This is a genomic window from Phaeocystidibacter luteus (genome assembly GCF_008933115.1).
GTDB classification, from domain to species: domain Bacteria; phylum Bacteroidota; class Bacteroidia; order Flavobacteriales; family Schleiferiaceae; genus Phaeocystidibacter; species Phaeocystidibacter luteus.
Genome location: NZ_WBVO01000001.1, coordinates 420,543 through 440,217, shown reverse-complemented (window position 1 = coordinate 440,217; position 19,675 = coordinate 420,543). Strand labels below are relative to the sequence as shown.

Below are 19,675 nucleotides of genomic sequence, written 5' to 3'. Positions count from 1 at the left end.
TCCTTAACAATTAGGATCGTCTACCGCGCAAGAATCAGCCGATTCCTCTTGGGTTGGAGTAGCCTCAGCCGCAACCTCTTTCAAGACGTTCTCAAACGTGCTGATGGGTTGCGCTCCTGATACCGCATACTTCCTGTCAATCACAATGAAAGGAACCCCGCTTATTCGAAAATCACGTGCCAGTTGCACATCTTCCCTAAATCCTAGAGCAGCTTTGTCTGATTCTATTGATGCTAAAACTTCCTTTCGGTCTAAACCAACTTCTACTGCCAAATCAGCCAATACGTCAACATCGTTAAGGTCCATTCCTTCAGTGAAGTATGCGCGTAAAAAGCGTTCCTTCATTTCGAGCTGTAATCCGCGCTCCTTGGCGAAGTGCATTACGTAGTGCGCTTTTTCGGTATTGGCTACAATGGCCTTATCGAAATCGAAGTTCAGTCCAACAGCGGCAGCTCTTTCTACCACTTGATTCGTCATGTTTTTCACCTGATCGGGCGACATCCCTTTACAAGCAGAGAGGTAATCATAAAGAGTTTGTCCCTCACTTGGGCGTGCATGTGGATCGAGCTGAAAGCTCTTCCATTCAATTTCAACCTCATTTTTGAGCCCGGTATTTTCCATCGCAATCTCCAAATGTCTCTTTCCGATATAGCAGAAGGGACAAACGACGTCAGACCAAATTTCAATCTTCATGCTGTGCAAAGTTTGATGCAAAGGTACACTTTCGTGTTTAAACATTAATCATTTCAAATCATAGAAAAGCCCTACCGGAGCAGGGCTTCTCATGAGTGTTGTTTCGAACTAGCCGTTGAAGTTGTAATAGAAACCCAAGTATAACATACGGCCGAATATTGGACCATATACACGATTGGTTTCAAAGCTTCGGCTTTTCGTATTGTCGGCGTTTAGGATGGGGTTTTCTTGTCGATAATCGAGGAGGTTTTCAACCCCTGCATACACGTCCCATTCTTTGCCAAATCGTTTATTCACTTGAAGATGAACCATGGAGAAGGATGGCGAATAATTGTCAAGCGGTTCACTATAGTATTCCGTGCTCAACAATCTTCTAGATCCATACCAATTGTACGTGGCATCGAACTTCCAGCCACTCTCGTCCAAATGATATCCAAGGTTCAAGAAGCCTCTGTGTGTTGGTACACCAAAACTTTGGTCTTCTCCGCCTGTAAATGCATCTCTCGCATCGAGGTATTTGTATGCTACGCGAACCTCCAGGTTTTCCAAGGGCTCAAAGTCCAGTTGGGCGAGGAGGGAAGTGCTACGACTACCTTCAGCGAAGTAAACGGAGTATTCATAAGGACGCAGATCGTAATCGGCGATCATCTTATTTTCGAACCACGTGAAGAATCCATCTACGGATACCGTAGCGCCTCTATCGAAAAGTAGGAATACCTGCGAAACACTAGCACCTACGTTCCAAGCACGTTCTTGTTGAATAGTGTTCGATCCCAAGATGGCAAAATCTCGACCACTCGCTAAGCCGCTTATGTTCTCTGTGATTACGTTTGCCGTGCGCATACCTCGTCCACCGCCAATCCTCAACGTCGTATTTTCAGTAGCTTGATACTTCACGTTCATCCTCGGCGTAATCAAGGTTCCGAATAAGTTGTGGTAATCTACACGTACTCCAGAAACAACAGTCCAAGGTCCGTCTCCTGAATAGGTATACTCAAAGTAGGCTCCAGGAACAACCTCAGTTCTTTCGGTATTATAGAAGATTTGAGACAATCCGCCAGCGGTATCTAAGTACTCAGATATATTGTCGTACTGCAAGCTAACCCCCGTTTTGTACTTGTGGAACGTATTGCTGAAGATGTCTTGGTAAATACTGTTGAAGTACGCTGTGTTTTGGCGAGTAAGAAGTAATCTGTCGCCAAGGTTCGCTTCCATATTTTGGGAACTCACGTTGTAAACGAGTCCCAAACTTCTATAGGGAGCGGCACTTACCCAGCCGTTTTTACCGAATAGCTCATACCGTGTTGTGTTTTGTTCGAACAACCAAGGTGTTACTCCTGGCTCGTCGAAAACATCTTCGGTCTGCCCACTAGTCCGTGTGTCGCTGGCGATATTGAAGCCAATTTGCCCGCCCCATCCATTGTTCAGAAGGTATTTCCAGCGGTTGTGGAGGTTGAATTGTTCTCCTGTAGCCATATCAGCAAATCCATCTCCATTTCGATCTTGAGCAAATGGAACATTGCTGTAGTGAACGAGTGTTCCCATATCTACCTTATCGGAAACTGGAGTGTTTATCCACGCGTTCGTTTCAAAGCGAGCACCTTGATTAACGTATCCATTTAACATGAAGTCAAACTCTTGGGACGGGTGTTCGAATTCTACATTGATTTGCCCGGAAACACTCTCATAGCCATTAACAACCGAGCTCAACCCCTTGGTGAGTTGAATGGATTCCACAAAAGGTCCAGGAATGAGGGATAGCCCCATATTCGAGTTAAGAGCTCGTGCAAAGGGGATGTTTTCGCGCTGAATGAGAACGTACCTTCCGGCTAAGCCCAACATCTCAATCTGCTTAGTTCCAGTAACGGCATCCGTAAAGCTCACATCTACAGAGGCGTTCGTTTCAAAACTCTCACTCAGGTTACAACAAGCTGCCTTACGAAGCTCTGAACGATTGATGTTCATTTGCATCTGAGCCGATTCGAGGTCAATTCCTGTTTCCTTACCGCGTTCGGTAATCGAAACCTCTTCAAGTTCTGTGTTCGTGAGGAGGTTGAAATTGATTGTACCCTTTCGTGAAATGACCGATTTGTTCTGCGTTCCATACCCAGAGGCGTGTACCATGAGCATAGAAGCACCCGCGGGCTTTTCAATGGAATACTCTCCATTGGGGTTTGTAGTGGTAGTCACATCCGTCCCGTGCCACATGACTATAGCTCCAGGTATAGGTTCACCTGTAGCGGATTCGGACACAACACCTGTGATTTGGGCGTGCACGCCTAATGTCGAAAAGATCAACATAGACAGCAGCCCGAGCAACTGCTTATACATGTTCAAACCTTTATCGATTATTGGCGATTGCCAACTTTCTCTTCGTGAGCGCGAACTACTTCTGGATCTCTGTATTTACAGCAGTTGTGAATACTGTTGTACGCCTCTTCGGAGGCTGTAGAGTACTCCGTGTCGTAACCTGCCTCATTAATGGAAGTGTTGATGTCTTCCAGACTAACTTCCGAAGCGTCATACGTTAGTTTAAGCTCTTTTGTTTCGCTAGACCATTCCGCGCTTTCAACGCCGTCCATGTCGCAAGCACCTTCAATAGTGCGTTCGCACATACCGCAAATGCCGTTTACGAGAATGGTTGTGTCTTGAGTTTGACCAGAAACTTGTGTGGATAGTAGGAAAGTTAGACCTACTGTGAAAATGAATGAAAATTTCATGAGATGATGTTTTTGATTAAAAATTGATTCGTTGGTGGGGAATCAATTCTCACAAAAGCCATCTGTCGTAGCGTTCGCAAATCTGCCTACCCGTAAGAGGAGGGGCATTCGAACGTGGAATGAAATAATCGGGGTGGTTTTCGACGTGTAGGTCGAATGGTAGGCTTTCCCATGTAGCAATAGCTACAGGTTGTAAATCAGAGTTTTGTGGGGTAGTAGAGTGGTCGTATCCGTTGAACGACTTCATTTCGAAATCGCATGAATTCCGCTTGAGTTGAAGTTCGTTAGAAGTGTGTAAATCGACCGGGCAGCAAGGGGTGAATTTCTCACTAAAGCTACTCTCCATAAGCTCTCCTCCGCAATAATGTCCATTCCATGTAGCTGGACTTGCCGAGGTTAGCATCGTGGTTGCTAACAGTAGCGCTAGTATTTGTCTAAGAATTTTCACGAATACAAATGTACAAATCTTCAAAATGGACTAAAACCCCAAAAAGTTAAGATCAAGCCAATTTTAATGAAACACTGAACTTGCTGCCTTGTCCTTCGCCTTGACTTTCCGCCTGAATGGAAGCGCCTTGGTTGGAAAGAAGGGTTTTAGTTAGATACAGTCCTAACCCCATAGAAGACTCTCCTCGTGTGCCTTTCATATGGTCATTGAACGAACGATTGAATAGGCCGTTCAGGGTTTCTTCAGACATCCCAATGCCGGTATCTTCTATGCTTAAGAGATAGTGTTTACTGTAATCTGGCCTACCAACAATTCGAACCTGACCACCTTCCGGTGTGTACTTTAAGGCATTCGTCAGCAAGTTGGTGAGTGCCTGGCGCAACATGTTCTGGTTTGCCCTGACGAGCTCGTTTTGCACGGATACGGAGATATTGATACGCTTGTTTTTTGTGCTAGTAGACAAGCTTTCGACCACCTCTTTCACTGAATGAAGGATAGAAACATCGCCCATTTCGTCATAGGCTGAAATGTTTTCATGTTTCTGAATGGCCAGTACGACATCAATAAATGCCAATTGGTCGCGCATTAACTGTTGTAATTCCTTTAGCCTTAATTCCTTCTCATTATCATCTAGTTCAGGAAGCACCTCCAGTAAGCCAATCGCCGCACCAATTGGACTTCTTAAGTCGTGTGAAAGAAGCATGGAAAGATCTTCCTGTCGAATTCTACTGTTTTCCAACGATCGAAGAGCATCCTCTGTCAATCGCATCAGAGAAGAAACTTCATCAGCACCAGAAGCATTCCAATTCGGGAGCTTTCGAGTGGCTTTATAGCGCTCCACATCCGAAGCAATTTGACGAATGGGTAGTGTTAACTCTCTTAAGATGAAGAGTGTTAATATGCTAGATAGAAGGGTTACCCCAACCACAATAAGCACAGCTAGCCATGGCCTTAATGCCAAATCAGTAAACTGAATGGTTACGATTAACCCAATGACAGGGAGGTGTATTCCAAGAAAGGCTACCGCTAAGAACTTAAGCGGGTAACTTTTACGGAGCGTGGAGAGAGAATTCAATTTGTCATACAACGAGGCCATAATTATCTCTTTAGGTGTGAGATATACGAGAGAAAGCGAACTATGGATTTCAGAAATATCAGATCAGATTCGAGCCAAGCTTCACCAGCTTGGAAATCGATCTTTTAAAAGCGCGGTGCAACCACTGATCAGAATCGATCATTGAATGATTGTGTTCCTTCTTGTGGGCAAGGTCTTGAAATTTGTTGAGGAGAATGGTGAGTTCGTCATCCGAGAAAACGGAAAAGAACTCACTTCCGCTACGCAGCTTGTTTTTTCTAAATAACCACTCCTTTACTATCGTTCCCTTCGCATCTAGCGGAGGGGTGATAGCAGCTTTGAGCACGCTCTTGTAAGGCGATAGCACCGAGAAACCGTAATGGTCCTCAAGAATTTTAAAGGGGGTCATAAATAGGTGGCCAGTAGGGGGTTGCAGGCGTAAATATGCTGAAAGGGCTGACCAATCCCAAATTTGAACCGTTGTTTTCATGTTATCTATATAAAAAAAGGCGCCACTAAGACGCCTTTATGTATTGTATAGAATCGTGGGTTAAAGCGCGAATGTCATTCCGAGGGTGGCCGACATTAAGTAGTCGTTTGCGTCGGTGATTCCTTGAATACCGTCGAGGTAATCTGTTCCAGCCGCTTGTCCAGTTAGTCTAAAGTTGATACCCATCTTGTAGTTGAAGTAGTATTGGAACCCTAAAGTGCCAGAAGCCAGTGGCGCAACTACGGTTTGAGTTGGGCGATCGATATCTGTTTTCTTCACGATTACGTCCGGCGGGTAAGTAGAGCGGAATGATGCGAAGTGCGCACCCAGTCCTGCTTCAAAATACGTGAGGAAGGCTCCCTTCATGAATCTCATGTCGTCTCTGCCTGTCATGATAAGGCGCATACTTAGCTGTGCTTGGTATGCCATCCCTTCAACACTATGACCCGAAAGCCAGTTCTTGTCTTCCATGTACGTGGTGTTCATGGAATACGTGTTGAATGAGCCGCCGAATGACATGAAGTTACTCTTGTTCGCTCTGGTGTGGATAGCTGCGCCAAAGGTTGGACGAAGACTGTTGAAACCAATAGCGCTCTCTTGCATTTCTCCTTGTACGAATGAAGTACCGCCATATACTTCAACTTCTGTCCAACGTTGAGCATTGGCTGTAAACGAGAGGGCTACGAGAGAGAATAGAATTGCGGCTGTCTTTTTCATAGTGGGTTGTTTTGGATGTGCACAAATTGCTAAAGGATTGATAAACAGAGCGACTGTTCTTTCTTACAGAATTTCCTTACACATCCATGTACGGATGAAACGGGAAAATCAGTTTCATAGATGATTAACATCGTATCTTTCACCTATGAAAAGATGGTTTCTCTTTGTTATCGTTGGCTCGATGAGCACGATTTCTCTTCATGCTCAAAGTGAGGATTCTACATTTATAGCGACATCAGAATCAACAGTCCGCAATTCCACCGGAAATATTGTTGAAAAACTTGATCAGACTACTGTGACTCAAGGCAAGTTGTCTCAATTCATGACTTTGGATGACAGAACGCTATCCTTCAGTCGAGATCATGCATCTCATACCAGTATTTGGCCACAATATTCCGTCGTAGAGGAGAGAGAGGTTGTCAATGGAGCAAAGCTATCACCTTGGTCTAATGAGCCGCTCTTTGATGAATATCCAACCGCATGGTGGAAGCGAAAGCTTTTCTACGAACATCTCATCTTTATGTCTGGCGACGATTGGTGGATTAGTGCCGACCCAGTGTTGAACCTGGATGCAGGTGTACAATCCGGTATTGCCGACGGAACGATTAGCTCAAATCAACGCGGTGCTCGTTTAGCAGGAGGAATCGGGCAACAGTTTAGGTTTGAAACCATGCTCATTGAAAGTCAGGTTTTTCTACCAGAGTACTTAGATAGTTATGTGTCCGCAAGAGGGGTGATGATTGGTCAGGGTATAGCCAAGCCTTTTAAGACAGATGGATGGGATCACCGATGGGCCTCAGGAAATATCGCCTATACACCCAATAAGCACTTCACCTTCATGCTCGGTCAAGGCAAGTTTTTCTATGGTGAAGGGTACCGCTCACTTTTGTTGAGCGATAATGCATTGAACTATCCATATTTCAGAATTGAAACCACTTTTGGTCCATTTAAGTACATCAACCTTTGGACTCAGATGTATGACACTCGCGATGTTGTAAACCTCAATCCTGGGAACAGGCGTAAATGGATCTCTTCCCACTACTTGAGCTGGGATGTTACCGAAAAGCTCAACCTGAGTTTCTACGAAGCCATTGTTTACGGTTCAGATACCACGAATGGCGGACTTGATGTCAGTTATTTCAACCCGATCATTTTCTATCGACCAATAGAAGATCAAATCGATAGCCGCTTAGGGAATGCACTTTTGGGAATGAACGCATCCTATAAGTTCGATGGGGGACATACCGTATATGGTCAGTTCGTTCTCGACGAGTTCAATCTTTCCGCTCTCAGAGAGAACAATGGAAGTTGGTTGAATAAGTTTGGATACCAGTTGGGATACCGATTCGACCACAACATCACAACACATGATCGCTTGAGTATCCTTGCCGAATGGAACGAAGTGCGTCCGTTTACCTACACACACCGCAACGTGCTCACCAACTATGCGCATTTCTCACAGCCGATAGCACATCCATTGGGGTCCGACTTTTCAGAGATCGTACTGCGTGGAGCTTGGTATCACAAGAGATGGACAACGCAATTGCACTTCTCGTATGCCATCAAGGGATTAGCTATTTTGGAGAATGGCGTGTACTACGGAGAAGGAGCAGACCTCTGGGTTGGATACGATTCGCGTAGTAGTGATGACGGTTTCGGTCCACGCAATGATCCTTCCACGACAATTCTCAATGCTAGAGCCACCATGGCCTATACCATCAATCCAGCTTGGCAAATGGATGCCTTTGTCACGCTGGGCTTTAGAAGTGGGCTCGTATATCCATACATCGAACAAGGTCAATTGTCTGGGTCGAACACCTGGATTTCAGGCGGCATTAGAACGACAATTTTCCGCACATATAGCGACATCTAATTCCGTCAGAACTTTCCATTAAGGCATGTCTGACGGAAAAACCGTGCGACATGGTTTACGGAGGGGTCGTTACTTGCTGGCAGTACTAAACATTTACTGCCATGAAAAGACAATTACTGTTCGGTGCTATTATCTCAATTTTGGGAATAGTACCCCTCCAGGCTCAAGAATTCGGTGTTTACACTGGCGTTCAAGTCGTAAGAGGAGAGCTCACAGAGTATAGTTTTACTCCAGCATCTATCACATCTATTAATGCATTTTGGGACATTGCCGAAGCTCCACACTGGAGATATGGAGGCGAAATCCGATATGCTTCTATGTCTCTCACCCCATCCATAGATAATGGTTGGCTTCAGGAATATCGTGCAGAAGGAAACGACTTCTCTGTGATGATGAGCATGCGATACTACTACAATACTCCGGCGAACTTTTACAAGCGCCGTCGCTCCTTTCTCATTTGGTCACACTTTGGTGTTGGCTTTCACGCGATGAACTATCAGAGCACGGCTTACGGAGCTAAAGGATTCGGATCGTCGAACAAGACACAACTTTCGGAAACGCGTTCGGCTCAAGCCGGTGCGCTGGAGTTTGGAAGCGGAATGCAGTACTATTTTGATGACCATTGGTCAATCACCCTCGTTGGAGGCGTTCAGTACACTGGGAATGACTACCTAGATGGTGTATCTGGAATTGGAGATGGAGAAGACTGGCCAGTTTACGCTATGCTGGGTGGGTCTTATCGACTCTTCTAAAGCTTTTTCGTGCCAATTCTATCGCAATTGGTTAGCCCTGAGGGGGGTGAAGGGAGTTAGCTCAGCTGGCTCCCTTTTTTTCATTCTTTTGTCGCTCCATATGGTACAGGTATGGAATCAATAGCATCATCAGTACTGGGTTGAGCACGATTCGATGAACGTTCGCTACCATAGACGTGTAGCCATCCGGCGCATAGTATACCAGTAGGAAATAGAGCGGAAGTAAAACGAGCATTCCAAAAAGCAAGAGTCCAAAGGCAAACTTTGTGTACCTCTGGTTTTGAAATATTCCGTGGATAATCATGATGCTGAACAGGTCGTTCAACAGGTATCTCACCGATTTATTCAAAATTACTTCGCCAGCGGGGAACGAAGTCAGGTTCTCTGTAGTGTCGTAGAACACCCGATGCTCCCCATGCAACCATGCCCATACGTTCAATTGATGCTTGAGTACATATACCGTGCATAGTCCGAGGAAGCCAAGGATAAGCACTTTCCAATTCGGACGAATGAACTCAGGCAGTAGTTTCATCTTCCTCAGTTTTCACGGTACCGCCGTACTTATTCACCCACCAAACCCACAGTATGAAAATGGCTCCGTATAGAAAAGCCGTGAAAAGGTACTTATGGAAGAAGTGAAAGCCTTCACCTCCATAATCCACATTTAAAACACCCAATAGAAGAATCCGCGTGATATTCGCCACATGAATAAAGGCTAATCCCATGGGGATGAACCATATCAAGGCTTTCCATCTTCCTCCAAAACCAATAATGAATGCGAGGAATATGATGGCATTGCTAATGGCATTGCAGCCTTCCTCTACACTTACAGCGTAGGTGTCGTTGAAGTACAGGGAATCCATCGTTTGCTCATCCTCAGTTGGATAGGTGAGGTGATGGTCGTACAAGATTTCTACTTCATACCCGAAGAGCTCCGCGGCCGTGGCAGTTTGATGGACGATATACCTCGTAATCGGATCCGTTACGGGAGGCTCAGCCGTATCGTATTTGTGTATGAATACGGAAGAGTACAAAAAGGAAAGACCCAACCAAGTGAGTCCGAACCGTAGTAAAAAGTAGATTACGCCTTTCATCGGGTGAAAGATACAAATACCCGAAAGCAATTAGAGGGATTTCAACGTGTCACGGTCGCCAGATACTCCAATTTGATCGATCGGCCCTCTTCAAGTCCAAATCATAACAGTCGATAGAACGCGCTCGACGTGCTCCTTTCTTGCAGAAAGACGTGCCCTTGAAGTTGTAAATGATGCCGATTTCATGTGTGCCTGCCGTATTCTCCAATCCCAAATTTGGCAGCGTGAAATCGTAGCTGTACCCTAACGTCAAGTTACCAATGGTGTACATGAAGCTGAGAATGAACGAATCGTAGTCGTTATCTACCATGAAGACATGCTTCTTTCGGTAGGCGATACCCATCATCAAATTACTCATCACATCGTAATTCATGTTCAGCGTATTTGTGCGCAATACCTGCTGATGATCCATAACCCACCCAATACTGAGGTAATGCGGGTTATTGGTAAACTTACTGGTCTGGAAGTGGGTGTAGAAATAGCCTGTATATCGAGGAAGTAGGCGAGTTTCCATGTTGAAGAAGGATTCAACCGGCTGATTGATGTGGAAGGCCGCAACGCCCATGCTTGCATAACTACCTCTGTTCCCAAACGCAAAACGGAAACGGGTACCAACCCCCATGTCGAAGACAAAGTTGCTGACCTCGTTTTGAGGGTTAACCTGACTTTGATTTACATACATTCCTAAGTAAGGGTCTAATTGATCAGAGAAAACAAGGTCATCCCAATTCAATCGGCGTTGTCCTACCGCTAGCTGCAATCCAAAACTCAGGATATACTTTTTGTTTCGAGTGGCGCGCAAGCTTCGTCCGAATCGTCCAGGTAAGTGAACAGCTACCAGACCTGCAACATTGGTGTTTCGCATATAGCCTTCACCCTCGGTGTCGTCAAACAAACGAAGGCCTAGTCCCAAGTTCCAATTTGGACAACCGCCCTGAATGTAAGCCATGTTCGTTTGAAACCTACTCGGTACACGTGTCCATTGTGCGCGGCTGTTCAGTCCAACACTCAAATCGCCTTTACCACCCGTAAACGCCGGGTTGAGGTAAAGTTGGTTGATGTTGAATAGTGAGAATGCCGGATCCTGTGCCTCAGCGGAATACGCTGCGCACACGGCCAACACAAGGAGGGCAGACTTAACGTATGAGCGTAACTGTTCCAAATCTCAATACTCTTCCATCATCATATCGCTTACCAGGCCAGATGTAACCGTCAATAAATACGGCTTGTATCTTCCACACATAAGCACCTGAAGGTAGTTCATCTGTACCTTCATTCATAAAGGTGCCATTCCAAGGTTCAGTTGGAATACCTTCTTCTGAACTCAATTCCGTGGTTTCAAAAACCAAGTTACCGTACGCATCAAACACTTCTAATCGGTATTCTGCGATGTTGTTTCCTTTAGGCAAGAACACGTTTCCATCTCCTACATTCAGCAAGTCTGGAGCAAAGGCGTTCGGCACTTCTAGTCTGTAAGCAAGTAGTTCAACCGAGTAGCAAATACTATCCGGACATCCGTAAGGGTTATCCACAAGTAAGCATACTTCAAACTGAAGATCTCTCTCGTATCTCAATCCACGGTAGCTGTGAATCGGATTCTCCTCTAAACTTGCCGTGCCATCTCCAAAGTCCCAGCGATAGGTAGTGTTGCCATCAACTAGCGTCGATTGATTGAAGAATTGCACCGTTCCATCACTATTAATCTGGAAGGTAAAGTCGGCCACAGGCTGAGGATACACCGAAATTAGATTGGTTACCGTGAACGTGTCAGTACACCCAAAGCTGGTTTCAACAACAAGACTCACTGTGTAGAAGCCAGGATCGTTGTACGTATGCGTAACTCCGCCTACCTGAGTTGTAGCAGTGGTTCCATCTCCGAAGTCCCAATAGTACGTTTCAATTGAACCCAGTGGGAAGTTAAATGAGCTCGAGCTTGTAAAGGCTACAGTTAGAGGAGCACAACCGTAGGTAGTATCTACATTAAAGGAAGCCGTAGGGTAAGGCGAGACGATGACCTGTGAGAAGGCGGTATCTGTACATCCAGCGTTGCTTTCAACTATCAATCGTATGTCGTAAACACCTGGGTTTGTAAACGTAAAGCTTGGGTTCTCAACCGAATCGGTAAGCGAACCTGGGTTGGCTAAGTCAAAGTCCCACAAGTAGCGATCAGCACCCACGCTGTTGTTTACAAAATCAAAACTCTGCGGTGCGCCACATGAGCCTGTGGATGTTTTAACCGTATCGAACGCTGCAGTAGGAAGAGCGTTGATTACTGCCTGATAGGTAATGCTGTCAATACAGCCGTTCGAGGTAGTATGCACCAATGTTACATCATACACTCCAGGAGCGGCATACGAATGCGTTGGCTCATAATCCGTGCTGGTATTACCATCACCAAAGTTCCAAAGCGTTCCAGAAAGCGGCGTTTGAAGAGTGTCCGTAAGGTTGTCAAACGTAAATGGTTGTTCATTCAAGCAAAGGTCTACAGGAACGAAATCTACAACTGGACCAGGGTGAACGACGACGTTTTGTACAGCGGTATCTGGACAACCATCAGTGGTGTTGACAATTAACGTGACGGTATAGACCCCTGGATTCGAGTATAAATGTTGAGGGTTGACAAGGAAACTCGTATTCCCATCGCCGAAGTCCCAACTGTAAGAGCTGATAAAGGCCGAGTTGGCAACCGTATTGTTGACAAAGGTCGTTGAGTCACCCTGACATACATCGTTGGCCGTGAATTGAACGTTCGGGGTTTCGTATACCTCAATGGTAACAAAGGTTGTGTCGAACGTACAGTTGTCGTTGGCAAAGAGGGCCACGGTGTACGTGCCCGGCTGATTGTAAGTGTACACGATTGTATCTCCAACCGCTGGTTGCGTGCAATTGCCCGTAATTGTGTCATAGTCCAAACACCATGTAAAGTTCTGAGCACGGAAACTGGCGTTGGCGAATGTTACGGTCAGCGGCGCACAGCCTTGGCGCGGACTAGCGTCAATAAATGCATTTACCGTTGCCCGTCTCACCGTTATATTCACCGATGTGCTATCGATGCCGCATGGGTTGTAAACGTATTGACGAACGGTGTAAACTGTGTCTAAATTCGGACCCGCATAAGTGTATTGGTGCGTCTGAGCTCCCCAAATAAACGTCGTGTCGCCATTCGGTAGAATGAGTGGAGTTCTGTACACCGTATCAATAGTGCCGTCGCCATAATGAATCACCACGTAATCTGGACTGCCATTTACCTGACCGTCGAGCTGGAATTCCACCGGCATAGGTGAACAACCGATGAATTGATCTGGAAGTATACCAGCGCTTGGGTTAGATCTAACCGTGGCGGTTCTTGTAATCGTGTCAAATCCACAGCAGTTGCCAACCGTTAGTTCGATGTAATAGGTCGTGTCTCGGATGTTGCTCGGTTGGAAGGTTGGAATGTTGCCGGAACCGCTGGTGTTTGAAGTGTGTAGGATTACTCGATTTCCTGCATCGTTAATCGCATATACCACCCACGCGTGAGAAGTGATGGTACCCGTACTTTGATTCGTTGCATTCACTTGAAGTGGACCACAACCGTAGTTTGTGTCTAGAACGAAATCAGCATTCGGCGGTGTTTGAACGTAATATGTTTTGACAAGCGTATCTCTACAACCGTACTCAGTTTCAACAATCAACTGAACGTCTACAAAACCCGAGTCGATGAAGGTGTGAATGGCTGTATCGGTAGAATAATCTGTAATTCCATCAGCATTCATATCCCATTCCCATGCAGTGATATTTCCTCCAAGTGGGGAAATAGTCGATAAATCAAAGAATGTGGAAGGTAGGTTAACGCAAAGTGTGTCGGCTCCACAGGTGCCATTTGCGTCGAAATCTGCAACTGGACGAGGACGTACTATCACGGTGTCCGATACAGTGTGGGTACATCCTCTAGCATCTGTAATGGTAAGGGATGCTACGTAAACACCAGGGCTAGAGTAGAGGTGTGTTGGATTTTGGACAGTATCCGTCTGGCTATCGCCAAAGTCCCAAGCCCAGGCCACAATACTTTGCGTACCCACGCTTTGATCATTAAATACAGTGGCTTCGCCGCCGCAGACTTCCGTAGCCAAGAAGCTCGCCACTGGATTGGCCCAAACTACCAGATTTTGCTCCGTGGTATCGCTACATCCAGATCCAGAAGTTACAATCAGCTGAAGCGTATACGTACTATCAAATGCATTACTCGTATTCGTAAGTACGAGGTTCGGGTTCTGAGCATTACTCACGAGTACACCATCTAGATACCATTCATGCGACACACCCGCAGTTGAGGTGTCGGTAATAGCCACATTGAGCGGAGCGCAACCGCTATCCGGCGTTGCAATAAAGCCAGCTACTGGATCTTCAATGGTGGAGAAGGTCACTTCCGCTGTATCGTCCGCACATCCGAATGGCGAGGTGGTAATCAGTCGAACGATGATTGTATCCCCGTCATTTAGCAAGGTGTGGCTCAGCGCGAAAGGTCCGTTGTAGCCTGCCAAAACGGTACCCGTATTTGGATCAACCACCTGCCAGATATACTGACTATTTGCGTCTGGGTAAAGTGTGATGTTTACCACGGACGAATCAATCGTAAATGGAGCACAAACCGTAAGTGGGCTACCTGAGAATTGAGCGATAGGATCCGGGTGAACCGTAATAGTGTCATAAACGGTATCCACACAACCAAAGGCGTTTGTCGCAATGAGTCGAACGACAAAACTCGTATCCGAAGTACCGTTGTTCGTGTACGTTGTAGTAGGATTTGTCGCAGATGAAACCTGACCGTTGCCAAACACCCAGCTGAAGGTCATGCTGCTTGTGTCCATCCCCGTTTGATTTGGGGTGGAGATGTTGCTGAAATCAACTGTAAACGGTGAGCAGCTATCGCTCAAGGCAGTTGTAAACCCAGCAGTTGGTGTTGGGTAAATCGTGAATGAGGCTGAATCGTAATCGGCACATCCTCTGCTGTCAATCACAGATTGATAAACCGTATACACGACTGAATCTGAAGTGCTAGCAGGGAAGGTGATCGTTGGATTCGCCGCCGCAGGATCAGAAATGACAACTCCAGTACTAGGAATTACACTGTAACCATAGGTGATGGCTGTCCCACTTGCGATACTACTCACGGTTACGGATGAAGGTCCGCAATCATTACTAGGAATGGAGAATCCGGCGGTAGGACGGGCATAAACAGTGACGTTTTGTGCAGTTGAATCAACACAACCGTTTGGAGAGGTTATCACCAACCAGATAGTGTATGTCGAATCAAAGGTTCCTTGAAAATCTGGGAACACGAACGAAGCTAAACTGTCATTCCCATTAAAGATCTGAACCGAAGGAGAACTCGCTCCCCATTGGAAGGTCGACCCCGTTTGCGCTCCACCCGTGAATGAGGCCGAAATGCTATCTGGAGCACAGAAAGGAGTAGGTAGGTTGAAGGAAGCATCCGGATTTGGATGTACCACGATGTTTTGCTCCGTTGTATCTGAACAGCCCGAGCCAGAAGTGATAATGAGCTGAATGGTGTAAATCGAATCCACATCATTAGAAGTATTGTTCAGAATGATGTTTGGATTCTGTTGATTGCTAAAGAGCTGACCATTAACGTACCAGTTGTGCGATACGCCTACTGTGCTGGTATCGGTAAAGGAAACGTTCAAAGGAGCACAACCCGAATCTGGACTTGCCACAAAGCCGGCCACAGGAGCAGCAATCACCGTAATGGTTACATCCGAGCTGTCCAAGCAGCTAGTCGCCGTATCCGTCTGAATAAGTCTATAAGTAGTGGTAATTACCGGCATCACCGATACAGTTCCAGAGGTAGCGAACACCGGATTTCCCGGAATGAACCATTGATACGTATATGCGGCATTGTTTGATGTGCCGATAGTGATTGAATCGCCTATACATATGGCAGTATTTGGACCTGCATCAACCGGAGGAAGTGGATTGATTGTGATCGTAACCGTATCGGTGTTCACACATCCCGTGGCTGTGTCCGTAACCGTGAGTATGTAATCTAGCGTGATCGCCGACGCACCGGTATTGGTGATTGTCACAAATGGCTGTTGAGCGTTAGGGTCGCTCAATCCGGTAGTTGGCGTCCATGTAAAGGTGGAAGTTCCAGGAATGTTCGCTTGTAATTGTACGGAATCGTTGGAACAGTAGTCTAGATCAGGACCAGCATCCGCAACTGGTAAAGGGTTCACGAGTACATATACATCTAATGTATCACCAACACAATTGGTTGGAGCAGGACCCGCAGCATAAATCTGATAATGCACATATCCTGGAGGACCGAAGTTATTCGTTAGGAAGTCACCGATATTTCCAGTGCCGTTCGAACCTCCAGAAATCGAATCATCCATCGATACGGTAACATAGTCGAACGTCGTTCCCGCAACATCTGCTGTTGGGAAGAATGTAAAGAGATCACCCGAGCAAATTTCGAAGCTATCAATCGGGTTTGTGATGTTTGGAATGGGATAGACAATGACCGTAAGAGTAGTGGTGTCACCTTCGCAGTCAGTGGGGTTCGGGCCAATGGCGTACAGCTCGTAAACAACTGTATCTATCTGATTACTAGCGTTGAATAGGGTGTCTTCTATCGTTCCTGTTCCTGTAGCATCGGCACCAGTTATACCGCCCGATTGAACGAGATTCCAAAAGATTGAAGAAGAAGCAACGCTTGAATTTGGAATGAAGAGTATGCTATCGCCTGAGCAAATTTCGCGCGTGAAAGGACCACCAAGATCTGGACGATCGTTTACCGTAATTGTAATAGTATCGCTTAGTTCGCAGCTTCCATAGCCTGTGGTGTAGTACAAGTCAAATGTGCCTACCACATTCGGTATGAACTGGTTGCCTGATAATATTGAAGCCGGGCCGTTTGTGGTCCACACGCCACCAACCGGCACACCCGAAAGTGGTATTGTATCAGAATCAATACAAACTATAGTGTCAGGACCCGCTACCGGCGGTACTGGGTCGATTACTGTGATGAGAACCGTATCCTCGTCGTAACAGCCATTTACATCCGTGAAGCTATAGATCAATTGATGAGTGCCAGTACCCGCGACGCTTGGATTGAAACCATCTGGGGCAACCACGCCGGTACCTGTCCAAGTGCCGCCTGGAGGAGAATATCCTTGAAGCGTTTCAACTACATTGGTGTTACAGTAAATGGTATCTGGACCTGCATCTACATAAAGTATGGGTTGATAAACGGAAACGTCAATCGTGTCGCTCGACGTACAGCCAAGAGAATCAGTTACGAATAATACGAAGGTTGTATCGCCGAAGAGCCCTGCAACGGTCGGGTCTAATCGGGTAGAATCGTTGAGGATTCCACCTGGTGACCAGTAAAACGAGTACGGAGGAGTTCCACCCGAGATGGTACCTAGCAGGTCGATAGAATCACGTGCACAGACGGTTATGTCTGGCCCTGCATCGACTATAATTTCTGGGTTTACTGTCACAGTCACTGTTGTGTCGGAAGTACATCCCAAAGAATCGGTTACCGTAACTTGATACGTAGTAGTTGAGGTGAGATTAAACAGTCCAATGGTATCCGTTGTGGCAGAGAACCCGCTAGGCGGAACCGTTTCCCATTGATATGTGTATGGCGGATTTCCTAAAAGCACACCTACACCGAGCACTGCGCTTTCGTTGTAACAGATGGTCGTATCTGGAGAGATGTCCAAACTTGGACCTGTCCTGAAGGATATGAGCCTACATGCTGAATCAATTCCACATTCGGTTTCAACCACTAAGCAGACGGTATAATCCCCTGTATCGGTGAATGAAACAAGCGGTCTAAGGTCATTTGGCCCCGTGCCTCCTGTATAGCTCCAACCTGTGGCTGGGAAGATGTGCCAGCGGTATTCAATGAGGTTGGAATTGTTGAGGTCAACTTCTGCGCCGTTGTTTGGTATGCCTCCCGATGGATTGAGATTGATGGTGTCTAGTTCACAGAAAAGCTGATCGGCAGGCATATTAACAACGGGCTCAGCTCCAACGACAACAGTGGTGTCCCAGAATACGCTATCACAATCATTTACAGCGTAGTAGCTTACTGTGTATGTTCCCGAAGTATCAAATCGGAATATCGAGCTATCGCCAGATAAGGTCGTGCCATTGATGTTAGACCATGCGCTATCGGTTCCATTGACCACAAAGCCAGATACGGTAGGGAAGCAAGACGTGAAGAATTGCGAATTGTTCCACATGGTCAGTTCCATAGGAGCACAGGTTCCGTTCGTGGCGGTTTGAACGTTGATATCTGGATCGTCGCCAACGCAAATCTGGATGCAAGCCGTATCGTTTCCGCACGGGTGCTGAATGGCTACGCATACTTCGTAGAAGCCGGTGTCGGTGAAGGTCACGGTTGGGTTCGGACCATTGTCACCGGTGATTGTCCAACCTGTAGCAGGTGTTACAATCCAATCTCTTGTGTAGGTGGCAGAACAGTTTCCACCTGAAACATAGAATGCAGAATCAGAAAGGTCGGTAAGCTGAACGGATTGTCCAACACACACCGTGCTATCGTTTGCCTGAAGGTCGATTTCAGGTGCTTGTGAAATTTCGATGGGACTTGCCAAGGCTTGGGTGGTGCCACATGGGTTTGTGGCGCGAATCCGCACGTAGTAAGAGTTCGGGTTGCCAAGAAGGTCAGTGGTGCCACATGAAGTGGTTGTATAGGTATAGCTGACGGTATCAGGTGGAGGGTGATTGAAAATCATAACCGTTCCATCGCCAAATTCAACTTCGTATGTCGTTCCAGGAGGGTTGTTTGTCGTATTCAGAATCGGTACGTCTAGCGTAAACGGAATACAACCTTGTGAAGAACCAATACCAATTCCCACGTTGGGGTTTTGACCGTTGAAGAAGTTGTATGTATTGGTATCCGAACAACCATTTGCTGATGTTACCGCTACGGTAATGGTGAAATTACCGAGAGCGGTGTAGGTGTGACTTGTACCATTGGGAAGGGTAGCGCCTGTGTACGGTGCAGAGCCATCTCCCCAATCAATGTAATAACTCGTATTTGTAGCTAGGGTGGTGGAGATGTTGTCGATAGACAACGTGTAAGTAGCTGATCCACCTGCTGCAACGCAGTTTGCAAAAGGGGTGAATGGATCCTGATCGGAAATCGACGCATCTGGGCCAGCCGTTAATGTGAAGTTCGCACAAGCCTGTGCAGAACATCCTCCCGGCTCCGTGTAGGTGTAACAGATTTGATGTGTCCCTGGACCAGCCGCTTCTGGGTCGAATATATTGTTTGTCACCCCCGGACCACTGTAAACGCCACCTGCCGGAGATCCACCTGTGAGTAAGAATGGTGCGTCGGACGAACACATGTTTGTGCTAGGTGGGGTGTAGGTCACTGTAGGAACGTTGTTAGAAACAATCACCCAAATAGTGTCCGAAACAATCAAGGCCCCATCTACTGCCGTAACGGATGCATAGTAAGTCCCCGCTGTGATGTAGTTAACATTATGCGGACCATTGCCTCCTCCTGAAGTTGGATTGCCTCCGGGGAATGACCAAATTATGATGGGATTATTGAAGCCAAATTCTAACGACTGATAGGTAACTATAGTCTGCTCACAAATTCTCAGCGTATCATTGGTGGCTGCAGGAGTAGATATAGGCAACAAGGTCTGTCCAAATATCGCCGAACTCAAGCTGAGCGAGACGAGTAAAATGAACCAGCGCAAGGAACGATAGGTGGTGTACGTTCGAGCCGTTAGCATCTTAAAAATAAATTCTTAGGTCTAGGTCTGG

13 protein-coding genes are annotated in these 19,675 nt (G+C 46.4%); 2 read left to right on the top strand and 11 right to left on the bottom strand.

Translation table 11 applies throughout. The features are described 5' to 3' along the window. Positions 1-3 precede the first annotated feature (3 nt). From F8C67_RS01900 to F8C67_RS01870, 7 genes are all read right to left on the bottom strand, one after another. Positions 4-693: a DsbA family oxidoreductase gene (locus F8C67_RS01900; RefSeq protein WP_151666094.1), complete on the bottom strand. Its 690-nt coding sequence runs from the start codon at positions 691-693 to the stop codon at positions 4-6. A 108-nt stretch (positions 694-801) separates the two neighbouring features. Beyond that, positions 802-3,024, bottom strand: coding sequence for a TonB-dependent receptor (locus F8C67_RS01895; protein ID WP_151666093.1), 2,223 nt, complete (start codon positions 3,022-3,024; stop codon positions 802-804). Positions 3,025-3,041: 17 nt separating this feature from the next. Further along, on the bottom strand, positions 3,042-3,413 hold the full coding sequence (locus tag F8C67_RS01890; protein ID WP_223277496.1) for a heavy-metal-associated domain-containing protein: 372 nt from the start codon (positions 3,411-3,413) through the stop codon (positions 3,042-3,044). Between the two features lie 49 nt (positions 3,414-3,462). After that, the gene (locus F8C67_RS01885) at positions 3,463-3,861 is read right to left on the bottom strand and encodes an HYC_CC_PP family protein (RefSeq protein WP_151666092.1); all 399 of its coding nucleotides are present in this window, start codon (positions 3,859-3,861) and stop codon (positions 3,463-3,465) included. 52 nt (positions 3,862-3,913) lie between these two features. Then, positions 3,914-4,957, bottom strand: coding sequence for a sensor histidine kinase (locus F8C67_RS01880; RefSeq protein ID WP_151666091.1), 1,044 nt, complete (start codon positions 4,955-4,957; stop codon positions 3,914-3,916). 58 nt (positions 4,958-5,015) lie between these two features. Then, positions 5,016-5,426, bottom strand: coding sequence for a hypothetical protein (locus F8C67_RS01875; RefSeq protein WP_151666090.1), 411 nt, complete (start codon positions 5,424-5,426; stop codon positions 5,016-5,018). Positions 5,427-5,486: 60 nt separating this feature from the next. Next, complete coding sequence (locus tag F8C67_RS01870) at positions 5,487-6,143, bottom strand: hypothetical protein (protein WP_151666089.1); 657 nt, start codon at positions 6,141-6,143, stop codon at positions 5,487-5,489. A 145-nt stretch (positions 6,144-6,288) separates the two neighbouring features. On the opposite strand from F8C67_RS01870, the gene F8C67_RS01865 reads away from it, so the two are divergent. Beyond that, positions 6,289-8,016, top strand: coding sequence for a hypothetical protein (locus F8C67_RS01865; protein ID WP_151666088.1), 1,728 nt, complete (start codon positions 6,289-6,291; stop codon positions 8,014-8,016). Positions 8,017-8,117: 101 nt separating this feature from the next. Continuing rightward, a complete protein-coding gene (locus F8C67_RS01860; RefSeq protein WP_151666087.1) occupies positions 8,118-8,768 on the top strand; it encodes a hypothetical protein in 651 nt (216 codons plus the stop codon). Between the two features lie 61 nt (positions 8,769-8,829). Here F8C67_RS01860 and F8C67_RS01855 read toward each other — a convergent pair whose 3' ends face one another. The 4 genes from F8C67_RS01855 to F8C67_RS14445 are packed head-to-tail and all read right to left on the bottom strand — an operon-like array spanning position 8,830 to position 19,644. Continuing rightward, positions 8,830-9,300 carry an exosortase F system-associated membrane protein gene (locus F8C67_RS01855; protein ID WP_151666086.1) on the bottom strand — a complete coding sequence of 157 codons (471 nt, stop codon included), beginning with the start codon at positions 9,298-9,300 and terminating at the stop codon, positions 8,830-8,832. Next, positions 9,284-9,862, bottom strand: coding sequence for an exosortase family protein XrtF (gene xrtF, locus F8C67_RS01850; protein WP_151666085.1), 579 nt, complete (start codon positions 9,860-9,862; stop codon positions 9,284-9,286). The genes F8C67_RS01855 and xrtF overlap by 17 nt, the downstream gene beginning before the upstream one ends. 49 nt (positions 9,863-9,911) lie before the next feature. After that, positions 9,912-11,024, bottom strand: coding sequence for a PorP/SprF family type IX secretion system membrane protein (locus tag F8C67_RS01845; protein ID WP_151666084.1), 1,113 nt, complete (start codon positions 11,022-11,024; stop codon positions 9,912-9,914). Next, complete coding sequence (locus F8C67_RS14445; protein WP_151666083.1) at positions 10,999-19,644, bottom strand: PKD domain-containing protein; 8,646 nt, start codon at positions 19,642-19,644, stop codon at positions 10,999-11,001. The genes F8C67_RS01845 and F8C67_RS14445 overlap by 26 nt, the downstream gene beginning before the upstream one ends. Between the last annotated feature and the right edge of the window lie 31 nt (positions 19,645-19,675).